Below are 19,516 nucleotides of genomic sequence, written 5' to 3' on the forward strand. Positions count from 1 at the left end.
AACCATAACATTAGTAGGTTAGTTTATGGTAGATTTGGGGCAAAAAAGGTGGAAGAAATTCCGCCTTTTTTATTTTCTTTTTTTTAGAGAATAGAACATAGAATAAAGACAGTAGATTAGACTTAAAAAATTTTGTCTTTATTCTATTCTCTTTTTACTTAATCGGATATATTGACCATTCATCTGAAAAGTTTTTTTAATAATAATAGCTACCATACATTTACAAGACCATAACATTAGTAGGTTAAGTTTATGGTAGATTTGGGGCAAAAAAGGCAGAGTAATATCTGCCTTTTTTATTTTTCTTTTTTTGAGAAGAGAGAAAAGAAAATAGAGAAAAGAGAATAGACGAAATGTATATATAAAAAAAGACGAGCACCTTTGGGCTCGTCTTTTATCTTTATTCTTTATTCTATTTTCTTATTTGTCTAAAGCAAATCTTCTAGCAACTTCTGTCCAGTTAATTACACTGAAAAAAGCTTCAATATAATCTGGTCTTCTGTTTTGGTAGTTTAAGTAGTAAGCGTGCTCCCAAACGTCCATTCCTAAGATTGGAGTTCCACCGTTACCAGCAACTTCTGGCATTAATGGATTATCTTGATTTGGAGTACCTACAACTTCTAATTTTCCTCCTTTTTGAACTGTTAACCAAGCCCATCCAGAACCGAATTGTGTAGCTCCAGCTTTAGCAAATTTTGCTTTAAATTCTTCGAATGATCCGAAAGAAGCTTCGATTGCAGCCAATAAATCACCTGTAGGTAATCCTCCACCGTTTGGAGACATTACAGTCCAGAATAAATTGTGGTTGTAAAAACCTCCACCATTGTTACGAACTGCAGCGTTAGATTTATCTAAGTTGATTAAGATGTTTTCGATTGTTTTTCCTTCTAAATCTGTTCCAGCAATAGCTGCGTTAAGATTTGTAGTGTAGGCGTTGTGGTGCTTTGTATGATGGATTTCCATTGTACGTGCATCAATATGTGGTTCTAATGCATCGTATGCATAAGGTAATTGTGGTAATTCAAAAGCCATGGTATTATGATTTTTATGGTTTATAAATAATTTATCCCAAATTTAGACATTTAACTTTGGAATTGAAAATACTATTTCGTTATAATTGAATTAAATTCTCTGATAATTTACATTTTTACAATATAATCATCTGAAAATCTTTATTTTCCATTAAATGTTGTCATTGTATTTTCTAAACCAGCGGTTCCAAAAGTTCTAATAATTTCTGCTGAAGTTTCTAAACGTTCTGGAAGTTTTGCTTCTTCTTCGGCTGTCCATTCTCCTAAAACATAATCTACCTGCTGCCCTTTTTTAAATTCATCACTAATACCAAATCTAAAACGTGTATAGTTTTGCGTATTTAAAACCAAGTTAATGTTTTTTAAACCGTTATGACCACCGTCACTTCCTTTTGGTTTGATTCTAATAGTACCAAATGACAGATTTAAATCGTCTGTAATGACCAAAATATTCTCCAATGGTATATTTTCTTTATCCATCCAATATTTTACCGCTTTACCACTTAGGTTCATGTAAGTGTTTGGCTTTAAAAGAAAAAAGGTTCTTCCTTTAAATTTGTATTCAGCCAAAGCACCTAATTTCACGGTTTCAAATGAAAGCCCTTCTTTTTTTGCTAAAAAGTCTAGGACTTTAAATCCGATATTATGCCTGGTGTTTACGTATTCGGCTCCGATATTTCCTAAACCTACAATTAAATATTTCTTCATATTGTCTTCTATGTTCTCTTCTTTTGATTTTGATGAAAACAGTTTTGTTATCCATTTTATCATGTTTGCAAAAGTAAGACTAATTAGAGAATGTGGCAATTGGATAATTTGAAAATGTGAAAATTAGAGAATTGTTTACTGGGTGAATTTTAACCGCAAAGTTCGCAAAGGTTTACGCGAAGAACGCAAAGAAAATATCCCTTGGCAGATTTTCTTGTCATCCGGAGCGGAGCCGAAGGAACGCAAGAAGCTCGACAATCTAAATTCCATACTTTGGGCGGGCTTCGACTTCGCTCATCCTGACACGCTAGAAATTTTTTTCTCTTAGAACACCAACATCTTACAAACTTCGAGACTTATGAAAAAGATATTTTCTTGCTAGCCCTGACAGGAGCGGCATCCTTTTTCTGGTTTCTTTAACCAGGAAAAGATACAGCGGATGGCAGGAATGTTGCGTCTTGAAAAACCCGCAAAGATTCTGCTTCTAAAAACAAATCATAAAAAAGGCTTCGACTTCGCTCAGCCTGACACGCGTTCTATTTGTCAGGCTGAGCGGAGTCGAAGCCTTTTCACAATAAAAAACCTTAGCATCTCAGCATCTTAGAAACTTAGCATCTAAAAAAAAAGCCCCAATCGTAAGATTGAGGCTTTTTGTATTGAGTTGAAAAAAATTATTTTTTCTTTCCTTTTGCAGGAGCTTTTGCAGCTTTTGCAGCCTCTTGAGCAGCTTTCATAGCAGCACGAGAGATTCTTACTTGACAAACAACAGTGTTGTCTGGGTGCATAATTTTGTACTCTGGTTTTCCAACTTTAGTAACATATAATTTGTTACCCATTTCAAGTGGAGTGATGTCAGCTTCAACGAAATCAGGAAGATTTGCTGGTAAAGCTTTAACTTTTAATTTACGTTGGTTTAAACGTAAAACACCTCCCGCAAGAACACCTTTAGATGTACCAACGATTTTCACAGGAACTTCCATTGTGATTTCTTTATCATCAAATAATTGGAAGAAGTCAATGTGTAAAATTTTGTCAGATACTGGGTGAACTTGGATATCTTGCAAAATTGCATTGAATGATTTTCCTTTTCCAAGCTCAATCACAACTGTGTGTGCGTTTGGAGTGTAAACCAAGTTTTTGAACGCTGCAGCGTCTGCTGAGAAGTGTACTGCCTGATTTCCTCCGTATAACACGCAAGGAACCGCTCCAGCATTACGTAAGGCTTTAGTTGACACTTTGCCCACGCTTTCTCTTTCTGATCCTTTAATTGTAATCGATTTCATTGTAAAAAAAATATAGTTATTAATATAAATATTCAATTTTGCTGTAAGCTTTAAGCAATATGCTTTAGGCTTTTTATGCAAAGTAAATATGCTTACGGACTAATGCCTACAGCTTACTGCTTTTACATAATGAATTTTCCACTGATGGAATTGTTGTGGTGAACCATCTGCATAACCTCAGCAAATAGAGGCGCACAGCTTACCACTTTTATCTTTTTTGATTCTTTCTTTAACGGAATAGAATCTGTTACGATTAACTCAGTTAATTTTGAGTTTTCGATTTTTTCGTATGCTCCGCCAGATAAAATAGCGTGCGTACAAATTGCTCTTACACTTAGTGCTCCTTTTTCGATCATTAGGTCTGCCGCTTTCGCTAAAGTTCCTCCTGTATCGATCATGTCATCTACTAAGATTACGTTACGCCCTTTTACTTCACCAATAAGCTCCATAGTGTCGATAACGTTGGCTGCTTTTCTTTGTTTGTAACAGATTACCACATCTGATTCTAAAAACTTAGAGTAAGCATATGCTCTTTTTGAACCTCCCATATCTGGAGATGCAATTGTTAGATTTTCTAATTTTAAACTTTCTACGTATGGTAAAAAGATGGTAGATGCAAATAAATGATCTACTGGTTTTTCAAAGAATCCTTGAATCTGGTCTGCGTGCAAATCCATTGTCATGATTCTTGTTGCTCCTGCAGCAGTCAATAGATTTGCTACTAACTTTGCTCCAATTGGAACTCTTGGTTTGTCTTTTCTATCTTGTCTTGCCCAACCAAAATAAGGCATAACAGCTGTAATATGTCTTGCCGATGCACGTTTTGCCGCATCAATCATTAACAACAATTCCATCAGATTATCTGCACTTGGAAAAGTTGAACATACGATGAATACACGTAAACCTCTTATTGATTCTTCGTAAGACGGCTGAAATTCTCCATCACTATACGTTGACATCGTTACTTTTCCTAACGGAATTCCGTAATCTTTTGCAATTTTTTCTGCAAGATAAACACTTTGTGAACAAGCAAAAATTTTAGCTTCTGGTTCTAGGTGCGACATTGTAATTTGTTGTTTTATCCCGTTACTTTTAAAAAATTCAACTTTATATTTCAATAAAGTGGAATGCGTATAAATGTCTCGGATGTAGTTAGTTGTGTGTGCTTCGTTTTAACGAGCTGCAAATTTATAAAATTTATTGAACACTGAAAGCAAAAATTTAAGTATTTTTAGTAGTTCGTTTAAAATTATTTTTTACATTTGCACCGTGTTAAAGGAATGGCGCCATTTATGACTTCATTCTATTGCGTTAAAATAATCACTTTTGATTATTTTTTCGTCTGCTAAGCCCGGATGGCGGAATTGGTAGACGCGCTGGTCTCAAACACCTGTGGGAAACCGTGCCGGTTCGACTCCGGCTCCGGGTACGAAAAACCTCTTCTTAACGGAAGAGGTTTTTTCTTTTTATGTCTCGTCCTGAAAAAAGTTGACTATAATTAATCTAATTATGTCATTACCAAGAGAAGAATTTAAAAGAGTTATGCCTATATGCACTTACAGTGAGGCATTCAAAAAACAGGTTGTAAAAGAATTTGAATTGGGATTATTTTGTAAAGCAGATCTACGTCGTCGCTATCAAATCAGAAGCCATAGCTGTATTGATAGTTGGTTAAGAAAATATGGTAAATTTACATATCTGGAAAAACTAACACTGGGACGTCCTATGAAAGATCCTCAATCTCAACGCATCAAAGAACTCGAAGCTCAATTAGCTAAGAAAGAGCAGGAATTACTGGTCTTTAAAAAGTTTATAGAAATAGCCGAACGCGAACTAAAAATCGAGATTGTAAAAAAGTCTGGTTCCAAGCAGTCCAAGAAATAAATCGTATGCACAAGGTTAGTCCTTGTGAAATATGTCGATTGTTTGGATATAGTAAACAGGCTTATTACAAACGAACATCACATCAATTAAAGTTAGGTCATGACAAAGAATATCTCAAATCTTTGGTAATGTCGGTTCGTCAAAAACTACCAAAAACTGGCGGCAGGAAACTGTATTATATGCTGAAAGATGATTTAAAAAGATATCAAATAAAGATTGGCAGAGATAAATTATTTGATTTTTTACGTGATGAATATTTATTGATTCCTAAAGTTAGAAGATATTATAAAACAACAAACTCAAGGCATTGGATGCGTAAATATCCCAATTTAATAAAAGAAATTAAGCTCAATGAGCCGGAGCAGGTTTGGGTTGCTGATATTACTTATCTAAGAATAAAAGAAAAAACGTACTACCTTCATTTAATAACTGATGCTTATTCAAAGAAGATTGTAGGCTATAATTTATCGGATAATTTAATGGCTTGTTCTACATTAGAAGCTTTAAAGATGGCTGTTAGCAATAGAAAATACAACAGAAATCTTATACATCATTCCGATAGAGGTCTTCAATATTGCAGCAAAGAGTATACTCAGTATTTATCTCAAAGTAAGATCCTTATAAGTATGACACAAAACTATGATCCATATGAAAATGCAATTGCAGAAAGAGTAAATGGCATTTTAAAAGAGGAGTTCGGATTATCGGAAATCTTTGAAGATTTTGAGAACTTAAAAAAGCAAGTCCAGCAATCCATTTTATTTTACAATCAAATCAGAGTGCATTTATCAATAAATATGCTAACTCCAAATCAAGCACATTTACAAAATCAAATTAAACTCAAAACATGGAAAAAAATAAATCGGAACAAAAGTAATTCTGTTCCGATTTAACTAATTTTATATTACTAATCGAGTCAACTTTTTTCAGGACGACTCATTATATCACTTCACAACTCGCATTATGCAAAACAGGAAAATTGCACGAATTAGCAATAAAACACAATTGATTTGCTTTATGATGCAACTCTAAAGCCAATTCTATTTGAGCTGAATTTGAGATTTTTACTTTCGGATATAATCTTGCCTCAATAAAACGCCCGCTACCATCTGGATTTACCTCTAGCGTTGCTTCGGCGTTGTCTGAATATTCGAGAACTTCAATTCCGTTTTGAGAGCAAACATATAAATATGACATCATGTGGCAGGAAACTAAACTGCTTAACAATAAATCTTCAGGATTGTATAATTCCGGATCGCCTTTAAAAGCTTTTGCTGCCGAAGCATCTAAAATTGGTTTTCCTTCAATTTTAATTTGATGGGTTTTATTATAAACTTTCCCAACTATTACCTCTTGATTTTTATTTGAAGTCCAATTTAATTCTGCTTTGAATAAATGTTTCATTTTGCTTGCTTTTAATGACGCTAAGTTAAGATTTTATAAACTGCTAATGAATTAATCTCGCAAAGTCGCAGAGTCGCAAGGATTAAGTGCAATCTTGTCATTTCGACGGAGGAGACTCGAGCGATAGCGAATTGGCGAAGCAAATCTCCGTGAGAAGCTCGACAAAGATTGGATTCTTCGTTGCAGAGTTACTTGTGGAGATTTCTCCTCCGTCGAAATGACAAAAATGAGCGAACTCTTTGTTTTAACAGGCGCTTCTACAAATAAAAAAAACCTCGAAAGCATTTAACTTCCGAGGTTTTAGAGAATTACTAAACTAATTAACAGATTCTAAAACTATTTTTTTACTGAGAATTTAAAAGTAGTTTTAGTTTTATAATTTTCTCCCGGGTTTAAAACCGTTGTTGGGAAATTTTTCTGGTTCGGAGAATCTGGATAATGTTCTGTTTCTAGACATAATCCTGTTCTGTGTGCAAAAGTTCCTCCATTTGGCATTGGTAAAGTTCCGTCAAGGAAGTTGCCAGAGTAGAACTGAATTCCAGGTTCGTCTGTTGTCATTTCCATAACTCTTCCGCTTGCTGCGTGGTATACTTTTGCAATAATTGTTTTTCCTTTTTCAGGGTTATTCAACACCCAGCAGTGGTCGTAACCTTTTCCTTTTTCTAACTGGTCATTTTTAGCATTGATATCTTTTCCAATTAATTTCGGAGTTCTGAAATCGAAAGGTGTACCAGCAACATCTTCTAATTTTCCTGTCGGAATCAAATCTGCATCAACTGGAACTAATTTATCAGCATTTAAAGTCAATTCGTGATCCAAGATTGTTTTGGTAAAATCTCCTGATAAATTGAAGTATGAATGTTGCGTCAAATTAACAACTGTTTTTTTGTCTGTTGTTGCTTCGTAAAGCACTTCCAACTGATTATCATTTGTCAAGGTATAAGTCACAAAAACCTTTAAGTTTCCTGGATAACCTTCTTCCATATCTTTACTTACATAAGATAATTTTAAAGAAGCTGTATCGCCAGATTTAACCTCATCTGCTTTCCAAACTACATTAAAAAATCCTTGTGGACCTCCGTGCAAAGCATTTGGAGCGTTGTTTAAAGCTAATTGATAGTCTTTTCCATCTAATGAAAATTTACCTTTTGCAATTCGGTTTCCGTATCTTCCGATCAAAGCTCCAAAAAATGGATTCTCTTTTTCGTATTGTGCTAAAGAACTGAATCCTATTACTACATTTTCAGAAACACCAGCTTTATTAGGTACTTTCAAATCTGTAATTCTTCCGCCAAAAGTGATGATATTGACTTCCATCCCATTTTGGTTTTTCAATTTATAGCTTTCTACTTTTTCTCCTTTAGCAGTTGTTCCGTATTCCGATTTGTCAATTGTAACTAAAGCTTTTGCATCGGCTTCCGTTTTTTCTGTATCAGCTTTTTTATCGCCTTTACACTGAACTGAAACTATAGCAATACCAAGCATGCTTAATATGAAAAGAGAGCGTTTTAATACATTCATAAATGATAATTTTGGGTTTGTAAAAAAGTTAAATGTTAGATGTAAATTGTTAGATGTGAAATTTAATCATTTTAAAAATGTAAAAATTACCTTTTTAAGTTTTTTCACATTTTACATCTTACAAATTACATTTTACCGCCTTACAGGCCGTGCTGAAACAAATGGAAATACGCTTCGTTAGCATTGATTTTATCTTTAAACTCTCTTACAGTTGTTTTTTCATCAATTACCAATAATTCGATTCCAGCAATGTCTGCAAAATCTTCCATATATTCGGTTGTAATCGATTGGCTGTAAACCGTGTGGTGCGCTCCTCCAGCTAAAATCCAAGCTGTTGCTGCAACTTCTAAATTTGGTTTACAATCCCATAAAACTCTAGCGACAGGAAGTTTTGGTAATTCTGCCATTGGCTTAACCGCTTCTACTTCGTTTACAATTAAACGGAAACGAGTTCCCATATCCACCAAAGAAACATTGATTGCATCTCCTGCAGGCGAATTAAACACCAAACGAGCAGGATCTTCTTTTCCTCCAATTCCTAATGGGTGAACTTCACAAGAAGGCTTTCCGTCAGCGATTGATGGACAAATCTCTAACATGTGAGATCCTAAAACGTATGATTTTTGTGGTGTGAAATGGTATGTATAATCTTCCATGAAAGAAGTTCCGCCTTCTAAACCAACACACATTACTTTTAAAGCTCTTACCATTGCAGCTGTTTTCCAGTCTCCTTCTCCGCCAAAACCATAACCATCGGCCATTAATCTTTGCGTTGCGATTCCTGGTAATTGTTTCCAAACTCCAAGATTTTCAAATGTATCTGTAAAAGCTCCAAATCCTCCTTCTTCAAGGAAAGCTCTTAATCCTAATTCGATTTTTGCAGCTTCAACTAATGAACTTCTTTGTGCTCCGCCTTCTTTTAATGAATCTGTTAAGTTGTATGATTGTTCGTAAACGGCTAATAAATCGTTTAATTCTTTGTCAGTTACTTTTTCAATATGTTTGGTAACATCTGAAGAATCGTATCCGTTAACAGACATTCCGAAACGAATTTGAGCCTCCACTTTATCACCTTCTGTCACGGCAACTTCACGCATATTGTCTCCAATACGAGCCACTTTTAAGTTTTGAAGTTCGTCCCATCCTAAGACAACTCTTGACCAGATTCCTAATTGTTTCTGCACTCTTTGATCTTCCCAATGTCCAACAACAACTTTACGTTTTTTACGTAATCTAGACATGATAAAACCGAATTCACGATCTCCGTGAGCCGATTGGTTCAAATTCATAAAATCCATGTCGATGCTTCCCCACGGAATTTCAGCATTGTATTGTGTATGTAAATGGCATAATGGTTTTTTAAGGATATTTAAACCGCCAATCCACATTTTTGCTGGAGAGAAAGTATGCATCCAAGCGATAATTCCGATACAGTTTTTAGCAGAATTCGCTGCCAAACATACATCTAAAATCTGCGATGGAGATTTCACCACATCTTTGTAAACCACTTTTACTGGAATTGAAGACGAAGCGTCTAATCCTTTTGCAATTATCTGAGAGTGTTCCGCTACTTTTCTAAGTGTTTCTTCACCGTATAATTCCTGGCTTCCTACTACAAACCATACTTCTTTTTGAGAAATGTCAATCATTTTGTTATTTTTTGTTTCAAGTTTCAGGTTTGCTTCGCCTGTTCGAGCATAGCTCTCGAGTCAAGTTGTTGGAATCTGAAAACTCGAATTGTTATTATTTTTGTTTTAAATTTTATTTGTTTAAAGTTTAAAGTTCAACGTTCCAAAAACTTGAAACAAAATAAACCTAAAACCTGAAACAAAACTTTTACTGTCCGTAATACGAATCTTTTCCGTGTTTACGGTTGTAATGTTTCTTTATTAATGAATCTTTTAATCTTGGTGCGTTTGGGTTTATTTGTAAAGTCAAGTAAGCCATTTCTGCCACAACTTCTAAGACCTTACTGTTGTAAACCGCTTTTGCTGCATTTTTTCCCCATGCAAACGGACCGTGATTTCCAATCAGAATCATTTCTACTTCTTCATAAGAAAGATTTTTTTCTTTGAAACAATCTAGAATCTGAATTCCGGTATTGTGTTCGTAGTTTCCTTCAATTAAATGATCTGCCATCGGGGGCGCGCACGGAATATCTGCCGTTAAATGATCGGCATGCGTTGTTCCGAAAATCGGAATATCTTGTTGCGATTGTGCCCAAGCCACAGAATAAGTAGCGTGTGTATGAGCCACTCCGCCAATATTTGGCCAATGTTTGTATAAATAAGCATGTGTTTTGGTGTCAGATGATGGACGCATTGTGCCTTCAATAACATTATTATCAAAATCGACAATTACGATATCTTCCGGTTTTAAATCTTCATAAGGAACACCACTTGGTTTAATGGCAAAAACACCATTTTTTCTATCCACGGCACTTACATTTCCAAAAGTATACACCACCAAATTCAATGCATTTAACTGCATGTTGGCTTCGTAACATTCTTGTTTTAAATCTTTATAAAGAGAGCTCATGTTGCGATATTTTAAGGTTTGGATCTGCAAAAGCACTTAATTGTTCGTATCCTAAAAGCAGTTTATGATACGCTTCAACTTTATCTGTCTGAGGGAAATATTCACCATCAAAATCACTTCCTATTTTTTGACTTGCTTCGATTACATTTGGATAAATTCCAGCTGCAACGGCTGCGTAAATTGCTGCACCTAAAGCAGGAGTTTGGTCTGAAGCTGCAACTTTAATTGGCTTGTTTAAAACATTGGCCAAAGTCTGCATAATGAAAGGAGATTTTCTAGCAACACCGCCAATTCCGATAACGCTGTCGATTTTTACTCCTTCTTCTTCAAAACGATCTACTATTTTCTTTGCTCCAAAACAGATTGCGTTCACTAAAGCTTTGAAAACATGAGGCGCTTTTGTTCCTAATGATAAATTTGAAATTGCGCTTTTTAATTCCTGATTAGCATCTGGAGTTCTGCGTCCGTTAATCCAATCTAAAGCAATTGGAAGGCTTTCTGAAACGGGGATTTTTTCTGCTTCTTTTGTCAATTCTACAATTAATTTATCGCTGAATTCCTCTCTTAACTGCTCTTTTTGAGCCTCATTTAAAACAGAAGATGTTCCTAATAAATGTTCAGTTGGCCACATTAATAATTCTTTATACCAAGCCAATAAATCACCAAAAGCAGATTGTCCTGCTTCTAAACCAATAAAGCCCGGAATAACAGAACCGTCAACTTGTCCGCAGATGCCGCGAACGGTTTTTGTTCCCACTTCATCATAAGAACCAACAAGGATATCACAAGTTGAAGTTCCCATAACACGAACCAAAGTATTCTCTTCGATTTTAGCTCCAACAGCTCCTGAATGTGCATCGAAAGTTCCAACAGCCACAACAGTTTCTGTAGAAAGTCCTAAACGTTCTGCCCATTCTTTGCTTAATTTTCCAGCAACTAGATCTGATGTATACGTTTCATCATATAAATTACCGCGAAGCTGCGCTAAATACGGATGTAATTTTTCTAAAAATTCAACTGGCGGTAATCCGTTCCAGTCTGCGTGCCACATTGCTTTGTGTCCTGCCGCGCAACGGCTTCTTTTGAAGGTTTTTAAATCTTTATCTTCAATTAACAAATACGTCATTAAATCGCAATGTTCCATCCAGGTGTGCGCTGCATTTCTAACCGCTTCGTCTTGTCTTGCAATATGAAGGATTTTTGCCCAAAACCATTCAGAAGAATAAATTCCGCCCACATATTTTGTAACATCTTCTCCTCCCCAGCTTACTGCCAGTTCGTTGATTTCGTTTGCTTCATTAATTGAAGTATGATCTTTCCATAATACCATCATGGCATTCGGATTTTCTTCAAAACCTTTTGTCAAGGCTAAGGGTGTTCCGTCTTTTGTAACCGGCACCGGAGACGATCCAGTTGTATCGATACAAATTCCTTTTACTAATGAAGGATCTACTTTACTTTCTTTTACAACGTTTTGAATCGTCGTTTCCAATCCTTCGATATGATCCAAAGGATGCTGACGAAATTGGTTTATAGAAGCGTCACAATATTGTTTGTTTTTCCATCTTTTGTAATGAGAAACATTCGATGCTAGCTCCTGCCCATTTTCTGTATCAATTAGCACCGCGCGAACAGAATCTGTTCCGTAGTCCAATCCTATTACATAATTTTTCATTCGTATTTTATTTTTAAAATATTGACAAATATAATTATAAATAATTTATAAGTGTATAAAAAACACTTAACAAAATTCTGTTCTTTAATTTTTACAAAAAATGCATCAAAACAAAGATTTAAGCTCAAAACAAAAAATAAATGTCAATGTTACATTTATAATCTTGCGATTATTTCATCTTAATTTTCAAAACAGTGAAAGAATAAGCTGGAAAATCATACTGAACTTTGCTTCCACTTATCTAAAACTGACTTTCTTTTAGACTAATTTTGGTTGGTGAAGCGAATAAATTTTCGTCATTACCATTTCGAGTTTTTAGTTAAATTCGAATATTGGTTTACCATTTTCATCAAATTTTAATTTCATCATTCTAGCATGACGATTAGGATCATATAACGGATCTGCAATAATTTCTTTCAACGGTCTTTTATCTGTTGCAGGCACCACTTTTGGATCGCCAACAGCTTTTTCGTAATCCCTTGCATGATAAATTACTAAGGGTTCTCCATTTTCATCTACTGTGAATGAGTTATGTCCTGGTCCGTAAATATGTTTTGCTTCATTGGTTTTTAAAACTGGATATCTCGATTTTTTCCAAGAATTTCTATCTAGTAAATCAGCATTTTCATCTGCTTCCATCATTCCCATACTGTAACAAGAACCAGTAGCACTTGCCGAAAAAGTAATGTAAATTTTTCCTTTGTTTTTAATCACCGCAGGACCTTCATTTACCCAAAAACCTATACGTTCCCAATCATAATCCGGAGTCGTTAACATGAATTGAACTGTTTTTAGTTTTACAGGCGATTCCATTTCGGCTAAATACAAATTGGAAGCGGCAAACTGTCCGCCTGTTTTTTCTGCCCAACAGAAATAGCGTTTGTTTTTATGCTCAAATACAGTTCCGTCCAGAGAAAAATCGGTAAAGCTTTTTGGATCTGCATCAGCTGCTTGCATTTGCCCAAGTTCAATCCACTTGTCGTGTAAAGGATCCTGACCTGTACATTGCAAAACATAAGGTCTTAATTTCCAAATATCTTCTTCTTCGCTTGCTGCAAAATACACATACCATTTTCCATCCAAATAATGAATTTCAGGAGCCCACACATGACGGCTCATTGGTCCGCTTTTATGTTTTTCCCATACTCTAAAAGTCTCAGCATTTTGAAGTTCAGCAATAGACTTTGCACGTCTTAACTCTATAGCGTCATAGGTTGGTACCGATCCCGTAAAATAATAATACCCATCTGTATGCTTATAGATAAAAGGATCTGCTCTTTGCAAAACAATAGGTTTATTAGTTAAGGTTGTTTTTGTAGTCGTCGCTTCTTTTTTAGACAACTCTTTTTCTGCTTTTTTATCTGTACAGGAAGAAACACTTACAAAAACAATGGCTGATAGTGCCCAATTTTTTAATAGGTTTGTTTGCATGTTATACTGGTTTGTTTGTATTTAATTTATTTGTGAGGAATTAATTCAGTCTTTAAAATCAATCCACACTTTCATTTTCCCAACTCCGCGATTTGACCAAGAATAATATGGAATGGCTTTGAATTTTGAATTTTCGATCACATTTACACCTTGCAGTAAATTCACTTCTTTTCTCACTTTGAAAGTATCTGAAGAAGAAATATCGATTTTATCAAAGTTGTTTTTATTGTCGATTTCTTCAACTGCATATACTAGCGGACCGTATTCTAAAGAAACTTTATTTTTATTCGTTTCTACTTTAGAATTCGTTTCAACTTCTTGAACTTCCATCGGGAAATTAAGTGCAATTTTGTCTCCTTTTTTCCAGTTTCTTGTTACATTGAAATAACCATTTTCAGGCTGAATTGCCAATGCTTCTCCGTTTACAGTAATCGTTGGTTTTTGAGTCGAAGCTTTTTTGTACGTATATAAATCTCCTGGCAAAACTTCATTTCTTGCCCAACCTGGAACTCTAAGTTTAATCGTGAATTTGCTTTCTTTTTTAGGATTAACTAAGATTCCAACTTTTCCGTTCCAAGGATAAGAAGTCTGTTGCGAAATCTGTAAATCGGTTTTTCCTAATGTGAAAGAAGCATCGTTTGAAGCATATAAATTCACATACAAATCGTTCTTTGTTTTCGAATAAATCAACCCTGGAATTGACGGAATAAAACGAATTAAATTCGTCGGACAGCAAGAACAGTCAAACCAAGCCTGACGCGTGCAAGAACCTCTATTTGATTTGTAAACACCGTCTGCCTCTAAAGCATTTGGATAGAAAAATTGTTTTCCGTCAAGCGAAATACCCGAAATTAATCCGTTGTACATCGTTCTTTCTATGACATCAAAATATTGTGATTTTCCGTATAAATTATGCAGTCTATGATTCCAATATACATCGCCAATTGCAGCACAAGTTTCGTTGTAAGCCGTTAGATTTGGCAATTCGTAGTTTGCTCCAAAAGCTTCGCCGTCATGCCTTGAGCCAATTCCGCCTGTGATGTACATTTTTTTATTAACCATATTATCCCATAAATTATTTACGGCATTCTCATAAGCTTTATCTTTGGTCATGGCAACAATATCGGTCATTCCTGCGTACATGTAAACCGCACGAACCGCATGCCCCACAGCTTCATTTTGCTGAATTACAGGAATATGATCCTGTGCATATTCTCCATATAATTTATGATTGTTCGGATTTCCGCGATTGTCCAAATAGTATTTTGCCAATTTCAGATATTCTTCTTTTCCTGTAATCTGGTATAATTTTATCAAGCCCGTTTCTACAATCTGATGCCCCGGAACTCCTTTTACCTGTCCGGGATTATCGCCAAAAGTTCTTACCAACATATCGGCAGCTTTTATGGCAATGTCTAGGAAATTAGTTTTTCCTGTTGCTTCGTAATGCACGATCGCTGCTTCAATTAAATGTCCTGGATTATACAATTCATGGCTAATCTGTAAAGATTCCCAGCGTTTTCCTTCGATTACAGGAACCCAAGGCGCTGGTGGTTTTGCGGGATTTATCGTTCTCCAAGTGGTAATATATCCGTCTGGTTCCTGACCAATTTTTACAATGGCAATCATCGAATCTAAAACCCTTTCCAATTTCGGATTTGGAGCACTGATTAAAGTGTTGGATGCTCCTTCTATGATTTTGTAAACATCGGTATCATCAAAAGGCATATCGCCTCGCACTTTTCCCGTTTTCTGTTTTCCTGCAATTAAAAAATTCTCAAAACGACCTTCTTCATCACATTTTTTTATGGCATATTCGATTGTTACTTCCTGTACTCTTTTGATAATTGGAAGCCAAAAAGAATCCGTCAGTTTTACATTTTGAATGTTAACCGGCTCGATTTCGTAACCTGCTTTTAAAACAGATGTTTTATGCTGCACCACATCGTTTTGGGTCTCTTTGCAAGAAACCAAAACCAGAAGTGACATGAAAATCGTTAAAATAGGTAAGTTGTATTTCTTCATTATTGCTGTATTCTATTTTAAAACAGGCCACAAATCAGCGTCCCATTGTATTTCTTTAACTATTAATCTCGGTGTTCCGTTGGTTTTCTTTTCATAAGCATGATAAAACATATAATCTTTTCCATCGAATGTATAAGCACTGTTATGACCTACGCCAAAATAATTTTCATCGCCTTGAACTACTAAACTTCCTCCACCTTGATCGAGTTGTTTCCCTTCTTTATCCAAATAAGGTCCTGTGACATTTTTAGATCTTCCAACGACCACTTTGTAAGTGCTTTTTTCTCCGCGACAGCACAAATCCCAAGAAAGAAATTGATAATAATATCCGTTTTTCTTAAAGATAAAAGGAGCTTCGAGCGCGCCATCTCCGGGATCAGCATCTGCTAATTCGAAAGTTCTTTTGCGTTTTGCAATCGTATGCCATTCCTGAGGTTGTGCAATTGATTTTAAATCGGGATTTAGTTTGACCAATTTCAATCCTTCCCAAAAAGAACCGAAAGAAAGCCAAGGCGTATTATTTTCATCAAAAACTAGATTCGGATCAATAGCATTCCACATATCTCTATTTGGTTGTGATTGAATGACAATTCCGTGATCAACCCATTTGTAATTTTTATCTTTTGGATCTAAAGTTGTATTGGTCACAACGCCAATCGCCGATGTATTTTTGGCGAAAGCCGAAACTGAATAATACAGATAATAGGTATTGTTGTGAAATGAAATATCTGGCGCCCAAATATGATTTTTAAAATCGGCTGCAACGCCATCTGCCCAAACTGGTTTTTCTTTGAAAACTTGTGGTTCTTTATTCCATTTTTTTAAATCTTTAGAACTAAAAACACTTATTCCGTTGCCTGTACAGTACAAATAATAAGTGCCTTTTTGCTTAATAACAACAGGATCGTGCACGACAATTTCCTGCGCCATAACCATGGAAGCCGTGAACATCAGAAAAGCTGAAATTGTATATTTTATATTTTTGTAAACCATATAAGTGATTTAAGTAAATTTAAGTTTTGACTAAATGAGAACTGCTTTAGATAATATAAGTCAAACTGCAACTGCAACTGAACACTAAAAACCTGACCACTGAACACTAATCACTGTATTCCTCCAGATGTCATTACGACGCGTTTCATCGTACCATCTTTGTTATAAAATAATTTATCGACACAAACCGATCTTCTAAAACTTCCTCCATTTGGTTTTGATGCTCCGTTGTGATAAATGAAATACGATTGTCCTTTAAAATCAATTATAGATTGATGATTGGTGTTACTGTTTCCTGCTAATTCATTCAGAATTCCTTTAAACTTCCAAGGCCCTGTAATGGATTTGCTCATGGCGTAGGCTATTTTTTCGGGAAACTCATATGCGTATGACAAATAGTACCAGCCATTATGTTTATGAATCCATGGTGCTTCAGTGAAATTTGGTAATTTTATGTGATAAATTTCTCCGTCTATTTCCGTCATATTTTCTTTTAATTTAGCATAATGACAAGCTGTATTTCCCCAAAATAAATACGCTTGTCCGTCAGTATCAATAAAAACAGTTGGATCGATATCGTCCCAACTTATGTCGCTAAATTTGGTCATATCGTTGGTGATTAATGCTTTTCCTAATGCATCTTTAAAAGGTCCAAGCGGATTATCGGCTACAGCAACTCCAATCGATTTTCCTGGAACAGTTCCATGTTCGACCGTTACGTACCAATAAAATTTTCCATTTCTTTCTATTACCTGCGAAGCCCATGCATCACTTTTTGCCCATTTAAAATCGGTTACTTTCAATGGCACAGGATGTGATTCCCATTTTTTCATATCAGAAGAAGAATACACTAGCCATTCATTCATTTTATAAAAATTAAAATCGTTTGGCGCTTCATCATGACCTGCATACAAATACACTTTGTCTTGGTAAACCAATGCTGCGGGATCTCCTGTATATTTATCTGTAATAATGGGGTTGTTGAATTTTACCGATTGTGCTGTTCCCACAATCGATAAAAGCAAAACAGAAAGGTTTATAAATAGGTTTTTCATTTGTTACTTTTTTTTGCCACAGATTTCACAGATTAAATGGATTTATCTTTTAGTCTATAGTTTCTTTTTTTAACACATAGAATCATAGTATTACTTTGTCTGAAAAAGGCATTTCATTTATCTAATTCACATAGCAATCTATGTTTTCAAATCTAGATTTGTTTTGTACTCTTTTTACGGATCAAAAAACCTATGTCTCTATGTGTTTAGATTTTTTTCTCTCGCAGATTTGGCAGATTGAGCAGATTTTTTTTTAAATCTTTTTAATCCTTTATCCCGATAGCTATCGGGAATGGCTATTCTTAATACTTGGAATTTGGTATTAAAAAATTGGAATTTTCTAGTTTATTTTTTTACCCCAAACCGCTATTCCAGCACTATTGATTCCGGTGTAACTTAGAGTCACTTTTCTGGTTGCCGATTCCCAATCCCAGGCATCAATTACATTGCATTTCACTCCGTTTATGGTAGCGATTTTTTTTGAAGGATCGTAAGACCAAGTTCCTGTTATATCACCACTTACTTTTTTATCGGCCGTTAAAAAAATCGTAACCGCTTTCTGCATCGTTTTGTATTGATAATTCATGGTGATTTGTTCCCAAGTTCCTACCAGATTTCCTTCTGCAAAAGTGGTTGTTGGTACTCCAGCGTAACGTTCTGGTTCGATTACAGGCCAGCCGTCTTCCGTCCATTGAATTCCGTGAACGTGTCCCATCATAACTGCATTTGAAACGGCAATTCCCGCAACACCTTCTGGCAAACGCGCCTGCGAAGCATAAAACCATTGCTTTGTTTCTGGGTTCTGAAAAACAGCGCAATGCGCAAATCCAACCCAACCCGTATGATTTTTAAACTGATACGGATGCGTTACCAACGGAAAACATTCTGCACCGTTTGTAATACTCATTCCAGTATTGGTTACATAAGGCCCAAGAATATTTTTAGAACGAGCTACACGTGTATTATAAGCAACCGATAATTCGTCATAAGCCAAAAACAAATAATAATATTGAGTCTCTGGATTGTAGATAATTTCTGGTCCTTCAAGTGCTTGCCAACGATTTGTATTTACATTTCCGCGACCTGCAATTCGAACTCCGTAATCATCAATTGTTTTTAACTTATCTGGTTTTCCCGTTGTTGGATTTAGTTTTAAAGCCGCAATTCCAGAATGCCAAGAACCGTAAATTAAATATTGTTCGCCTTCGGGAGTTTCAATAAAACTCGGATCAATGGCGTTGAATTTAAAATAGGCATCCCAATCGTTTCCTCCGTTTCTAAAATAACTTTTTACACCGTCAGGTTCTGAGCAGACTACCATTCCTTTATCAACCCAATTATTAGAAGCTAAATCTGTTGTTTCAGCCAAACCAATAAAAGCACGTTCTGTCCAAGAAGTATTGGTGTCTGTTCCAGTAATGGGATTGGTTACTACGATGCTGTAATACATTCTGAAAACATTACCTACTTTTCGAACGCATGGCGCCCAAAATCCATAATTTGGATTTTCTATCGGAGGAAGAGCTGGACTCATTCTAGCTCTTTTATTATTTAAAGAATCTTTTACCCAAGCTGGAGCCTGATCCATTGAAGAGCCCATAAATTCCCAATTGATTAAATCTTTTGATCTTCTATAGAAAAAATGTCCGTTACCCTCATGTGCATTTCCGTACGAAGCATCGGTTTGGTACATATAATAATATTCTCCCGATTTTTCGACTGACGGATCATGTACATTTGCCAGATTCCATTGTGATCTAGTGGTCCAACTTGCAAATGCCGTATAATTGTCTGCATAAGTTGGCCCGTTAAATGTTGGAGTAACCACTGGCGGTACGACAGGATCTGGCCCACCAACTTCAGGTACCGCTGGATCATCTTTAGAACAGCTTGTCATTAGAATTACTGCTACAAAAAATCCGATGGAAGAAATGGTTTTTAAAATGAAGTTTTCTTTTTTCATCTGCC

15 protein-coding genes and 1 tRNA gene are annotated in these 19,516 nt (G+C 35.6%); 2 read left to right on the forward strand and 14 right to left on the reverse strand.

Going from position 1 to position 19,516, the window contains the following annotated elements:
* Positions 1-420: 420 nt before the first annotated feature.
* From ACFO3N_RS01835 to ACFO3N_RS01850, 4 genes are all read right to left on the reverse strand, one after another.
* Entirely contained in the window at positions 421-1,032 is a 612-nt protein-coding gene (locus tag ACFO3N_RS01835) for a superoxide dismutase (protein ID WP_095930681.1), read from the reverse strand.
* A gap of 140 nt (positions 1,033-1,172) precedes the next feature.
* Positions 1,173-1,802, reverse strand: coding sequence for an aminoacyl-tRNA hydrolase (gene pth, locus ACFO3N_RS01840; RefSeq protein ID WP_379794986.1), 630 nt, complete (start codon positions 1,800-1,802; stop codon positions 1,173-1,175).
* 608 nt (positions 1,803-2,410) lie between these two features.
* Entirely contained in the window at positions 2,411-3,022 is a 612-nt protein-coding gene (locus ACFO3N_RS01845) for a 50S ribosomal protein L25/general stress protein Ctc (protein WP_035646439.1), read from the reverse strand.
* Positions 3,023-3,144: 122 nt separating this feature from the next.
* Positions 3,145-4,086, reverse strand: coding sequence for a ribose-phosphate pyrophosphokinase (locus tag ACFO3N_RS01850; protein ID WP_177211423.1), 942 nt, complete (start codon positions 4,084-4,086; stop codon positions 3,145-3,147).
* A 285-nt stretch (positions 4,087-4,371) separates the two neighbouring features.
* Between ACFO3N_RS01850 and ACFO3N_RS01855 the strand changes: the two genes are divergently transcribed.
* Together ACFO3N_RS01855 and ACFO3N_RS01860 are read left to right on the forward strand one after the other, a co-directional pair.
* Positions 4,372-4,451: transfer RNA gene (locus tag ACFO3N_RS01855), tRNA-Leu, on the forward strand.
* Between the two features lie 80 nt (positions 4,452-4,531).
* Positions 4,532-5,799, forward strand: a protein-coding gene (locus ACFO3N_RS01860) for an IS3 family transposase (RefSeq protein WP_379794987.1) whose coding sequence is annotated in 2 segments (ribosomal slippage) — positions 4,532-4,871 and positions 4,871-5,799 — 1,269 coding nt in all. Because the reading frame shifts where the segments join, the coding sequence is not laid out codon by codon here.
* A gap of 46 nt (positions 5,800-5,845) precedes the next feature.
* On the opposite strand, the gene ACFO3N_RS01865 is transcribed toward ACFO3N_RS01860, so the two are convergent.
* The 10 genes from ACFO3N_RS01865 to ACFO3N_RS01910 all read right to left on the reverse strand — a co-directional run bounded on the left by ACFO3N_RS01865 (position 5,846) and on the right by ACFO3N_RS01910 (position 19,511).
* Complete coding sequence (locus tag ACFO3N_RS01865) at positions 5,846-6,310, reverse strand: OsmC family protein (protein WP_379794988.1); 465 nt, start codon at positions 6,308-6,310, stop codon at positions 5,846-5,848.
* Positions 6,311-6,646: 336 nt separating this feature from the next.
* Positions 6,647-7,831, reverse strand: coding sequence for an aldose epimerase family protein (locus ACFO3N_RS01870; protein WP_379794989.1), 1,185 nt, complete (start codon positions 7,829-7,831; stop codon positions 6,647-6,649).
* Between the two features lie 140 nt (positions 7,832-7,971).
* Complete coding sequence (gene araA, locus ACFO3N_RS01875; protein ID WP_379794990.1) at positions 7,972-9,480, reverse strand: L-arabinose isomerase; 1,509 nt, start codon at positions 9,478-9,480, stop codon at positions 7,972-7,974.
* 187 nt (positions 9,481-9,667) lie between these two features.
* Positions 9,668-10,369 carry an L-ribulose-5-phosphate 4-epimerase gene (locus ACFO3N_RS01880; RefSeq protein WP_111284502.1) on the reverse strand — a complete coding sequence of 234 codons (702 nt, stop codon included), beginning with the start codon at positions 10,367-10,369 and terminating at the stop codon, positions 9,668-9,670.
* On the reverse strand, positions 10,353-12,044 hold the full coding sequence (locus ACFO3N_RS01885; RefSeq protein ID WP_379794991.1) for a ribulokinase: 1,692 nt from the start codon (positions 12,042-12,044) through the stop codon (positions 10,353-10,355). Before ACFO3N_RS01885 ends, ACFO3N_RS01880 begins: the two co-directional genes overlap by 17 nt.
* A 315-nt stretch (positions 12,045-12,359) precedes the next feature.
* Complete coding sequence (locus ACFO3N_RS01890; protein WP_379794992.1) at positions 12,360-13,475, reverse strand: glycoside hydrolase family 43 protein; 1,116 nt, start codon at positions 13,473-13,475, stop codon at positions 12,360-12,362.
* A gap of 45 nt (positions 13,476-13,520) precedes the next feature.
* Entirely contained in the window at positions 13,521-15,500 is a 1,980-nt protein-coding gene (locus ACFO3N_RS01895; RefSeq protein WP_379794993.1) for a glycoside hydrolase family 127 protein, read from the reverse strand.
* Positions 15,501-15,512: 12 nt separating this feature from the next.
* The gene (locus ACFO3N_RS01900; RefSeq protein WP_379794994.1) at positions 15,513-16,493 is read right to left on the reverse strand and encodes an arabinan endo-1,5-alpha-L-arabinosidase; all 981 of its coding nucleotides are present in this window, start codon (positions 16,491-16,493) and stop codon (positions 15,513-15,515) included.
* 110 nt (positions 16,494-16,603) lie between these two features.
* Positions 16,604-17,548, reverse strand: a complete 945-nt coding sequence (locus ACFO3N_RS01905) for a glycoside hydrolase family 43 protein (protein WP_379794995.1) — start codon at positions 17,546-17,548, stop codon at positions 16,604-16,606.
* A 340-nt stretch (positions 17,549-17,888) separates the two neighbouring features.
* The gene (locus ACFO3N_RS01910) at positions 17,889-19,511 is read right to left on the reverse strand and encodes an arabinan endo-1,5-alpha-L-arabinosidase (protein ID WP_379794996.1); all 1,623 of its coding nucleotides are present in this window, start codon (positions 19,509-19,511) and stop codon (positions 17,889-17,891) included.
* Positions 19,512-19,516 lie beyond the last annotated feature (5 nt).

The sequence above is a fragment of the Flavobacterium chungangensis genome (genome assembly GCF_042654045.1).
GTDB lineage: Bacteria > Bacteroidota > Bacteroidia > Flavobacteriales > Flavobacteriaceae > Flavobacterium > Flavobacterium chungangensis.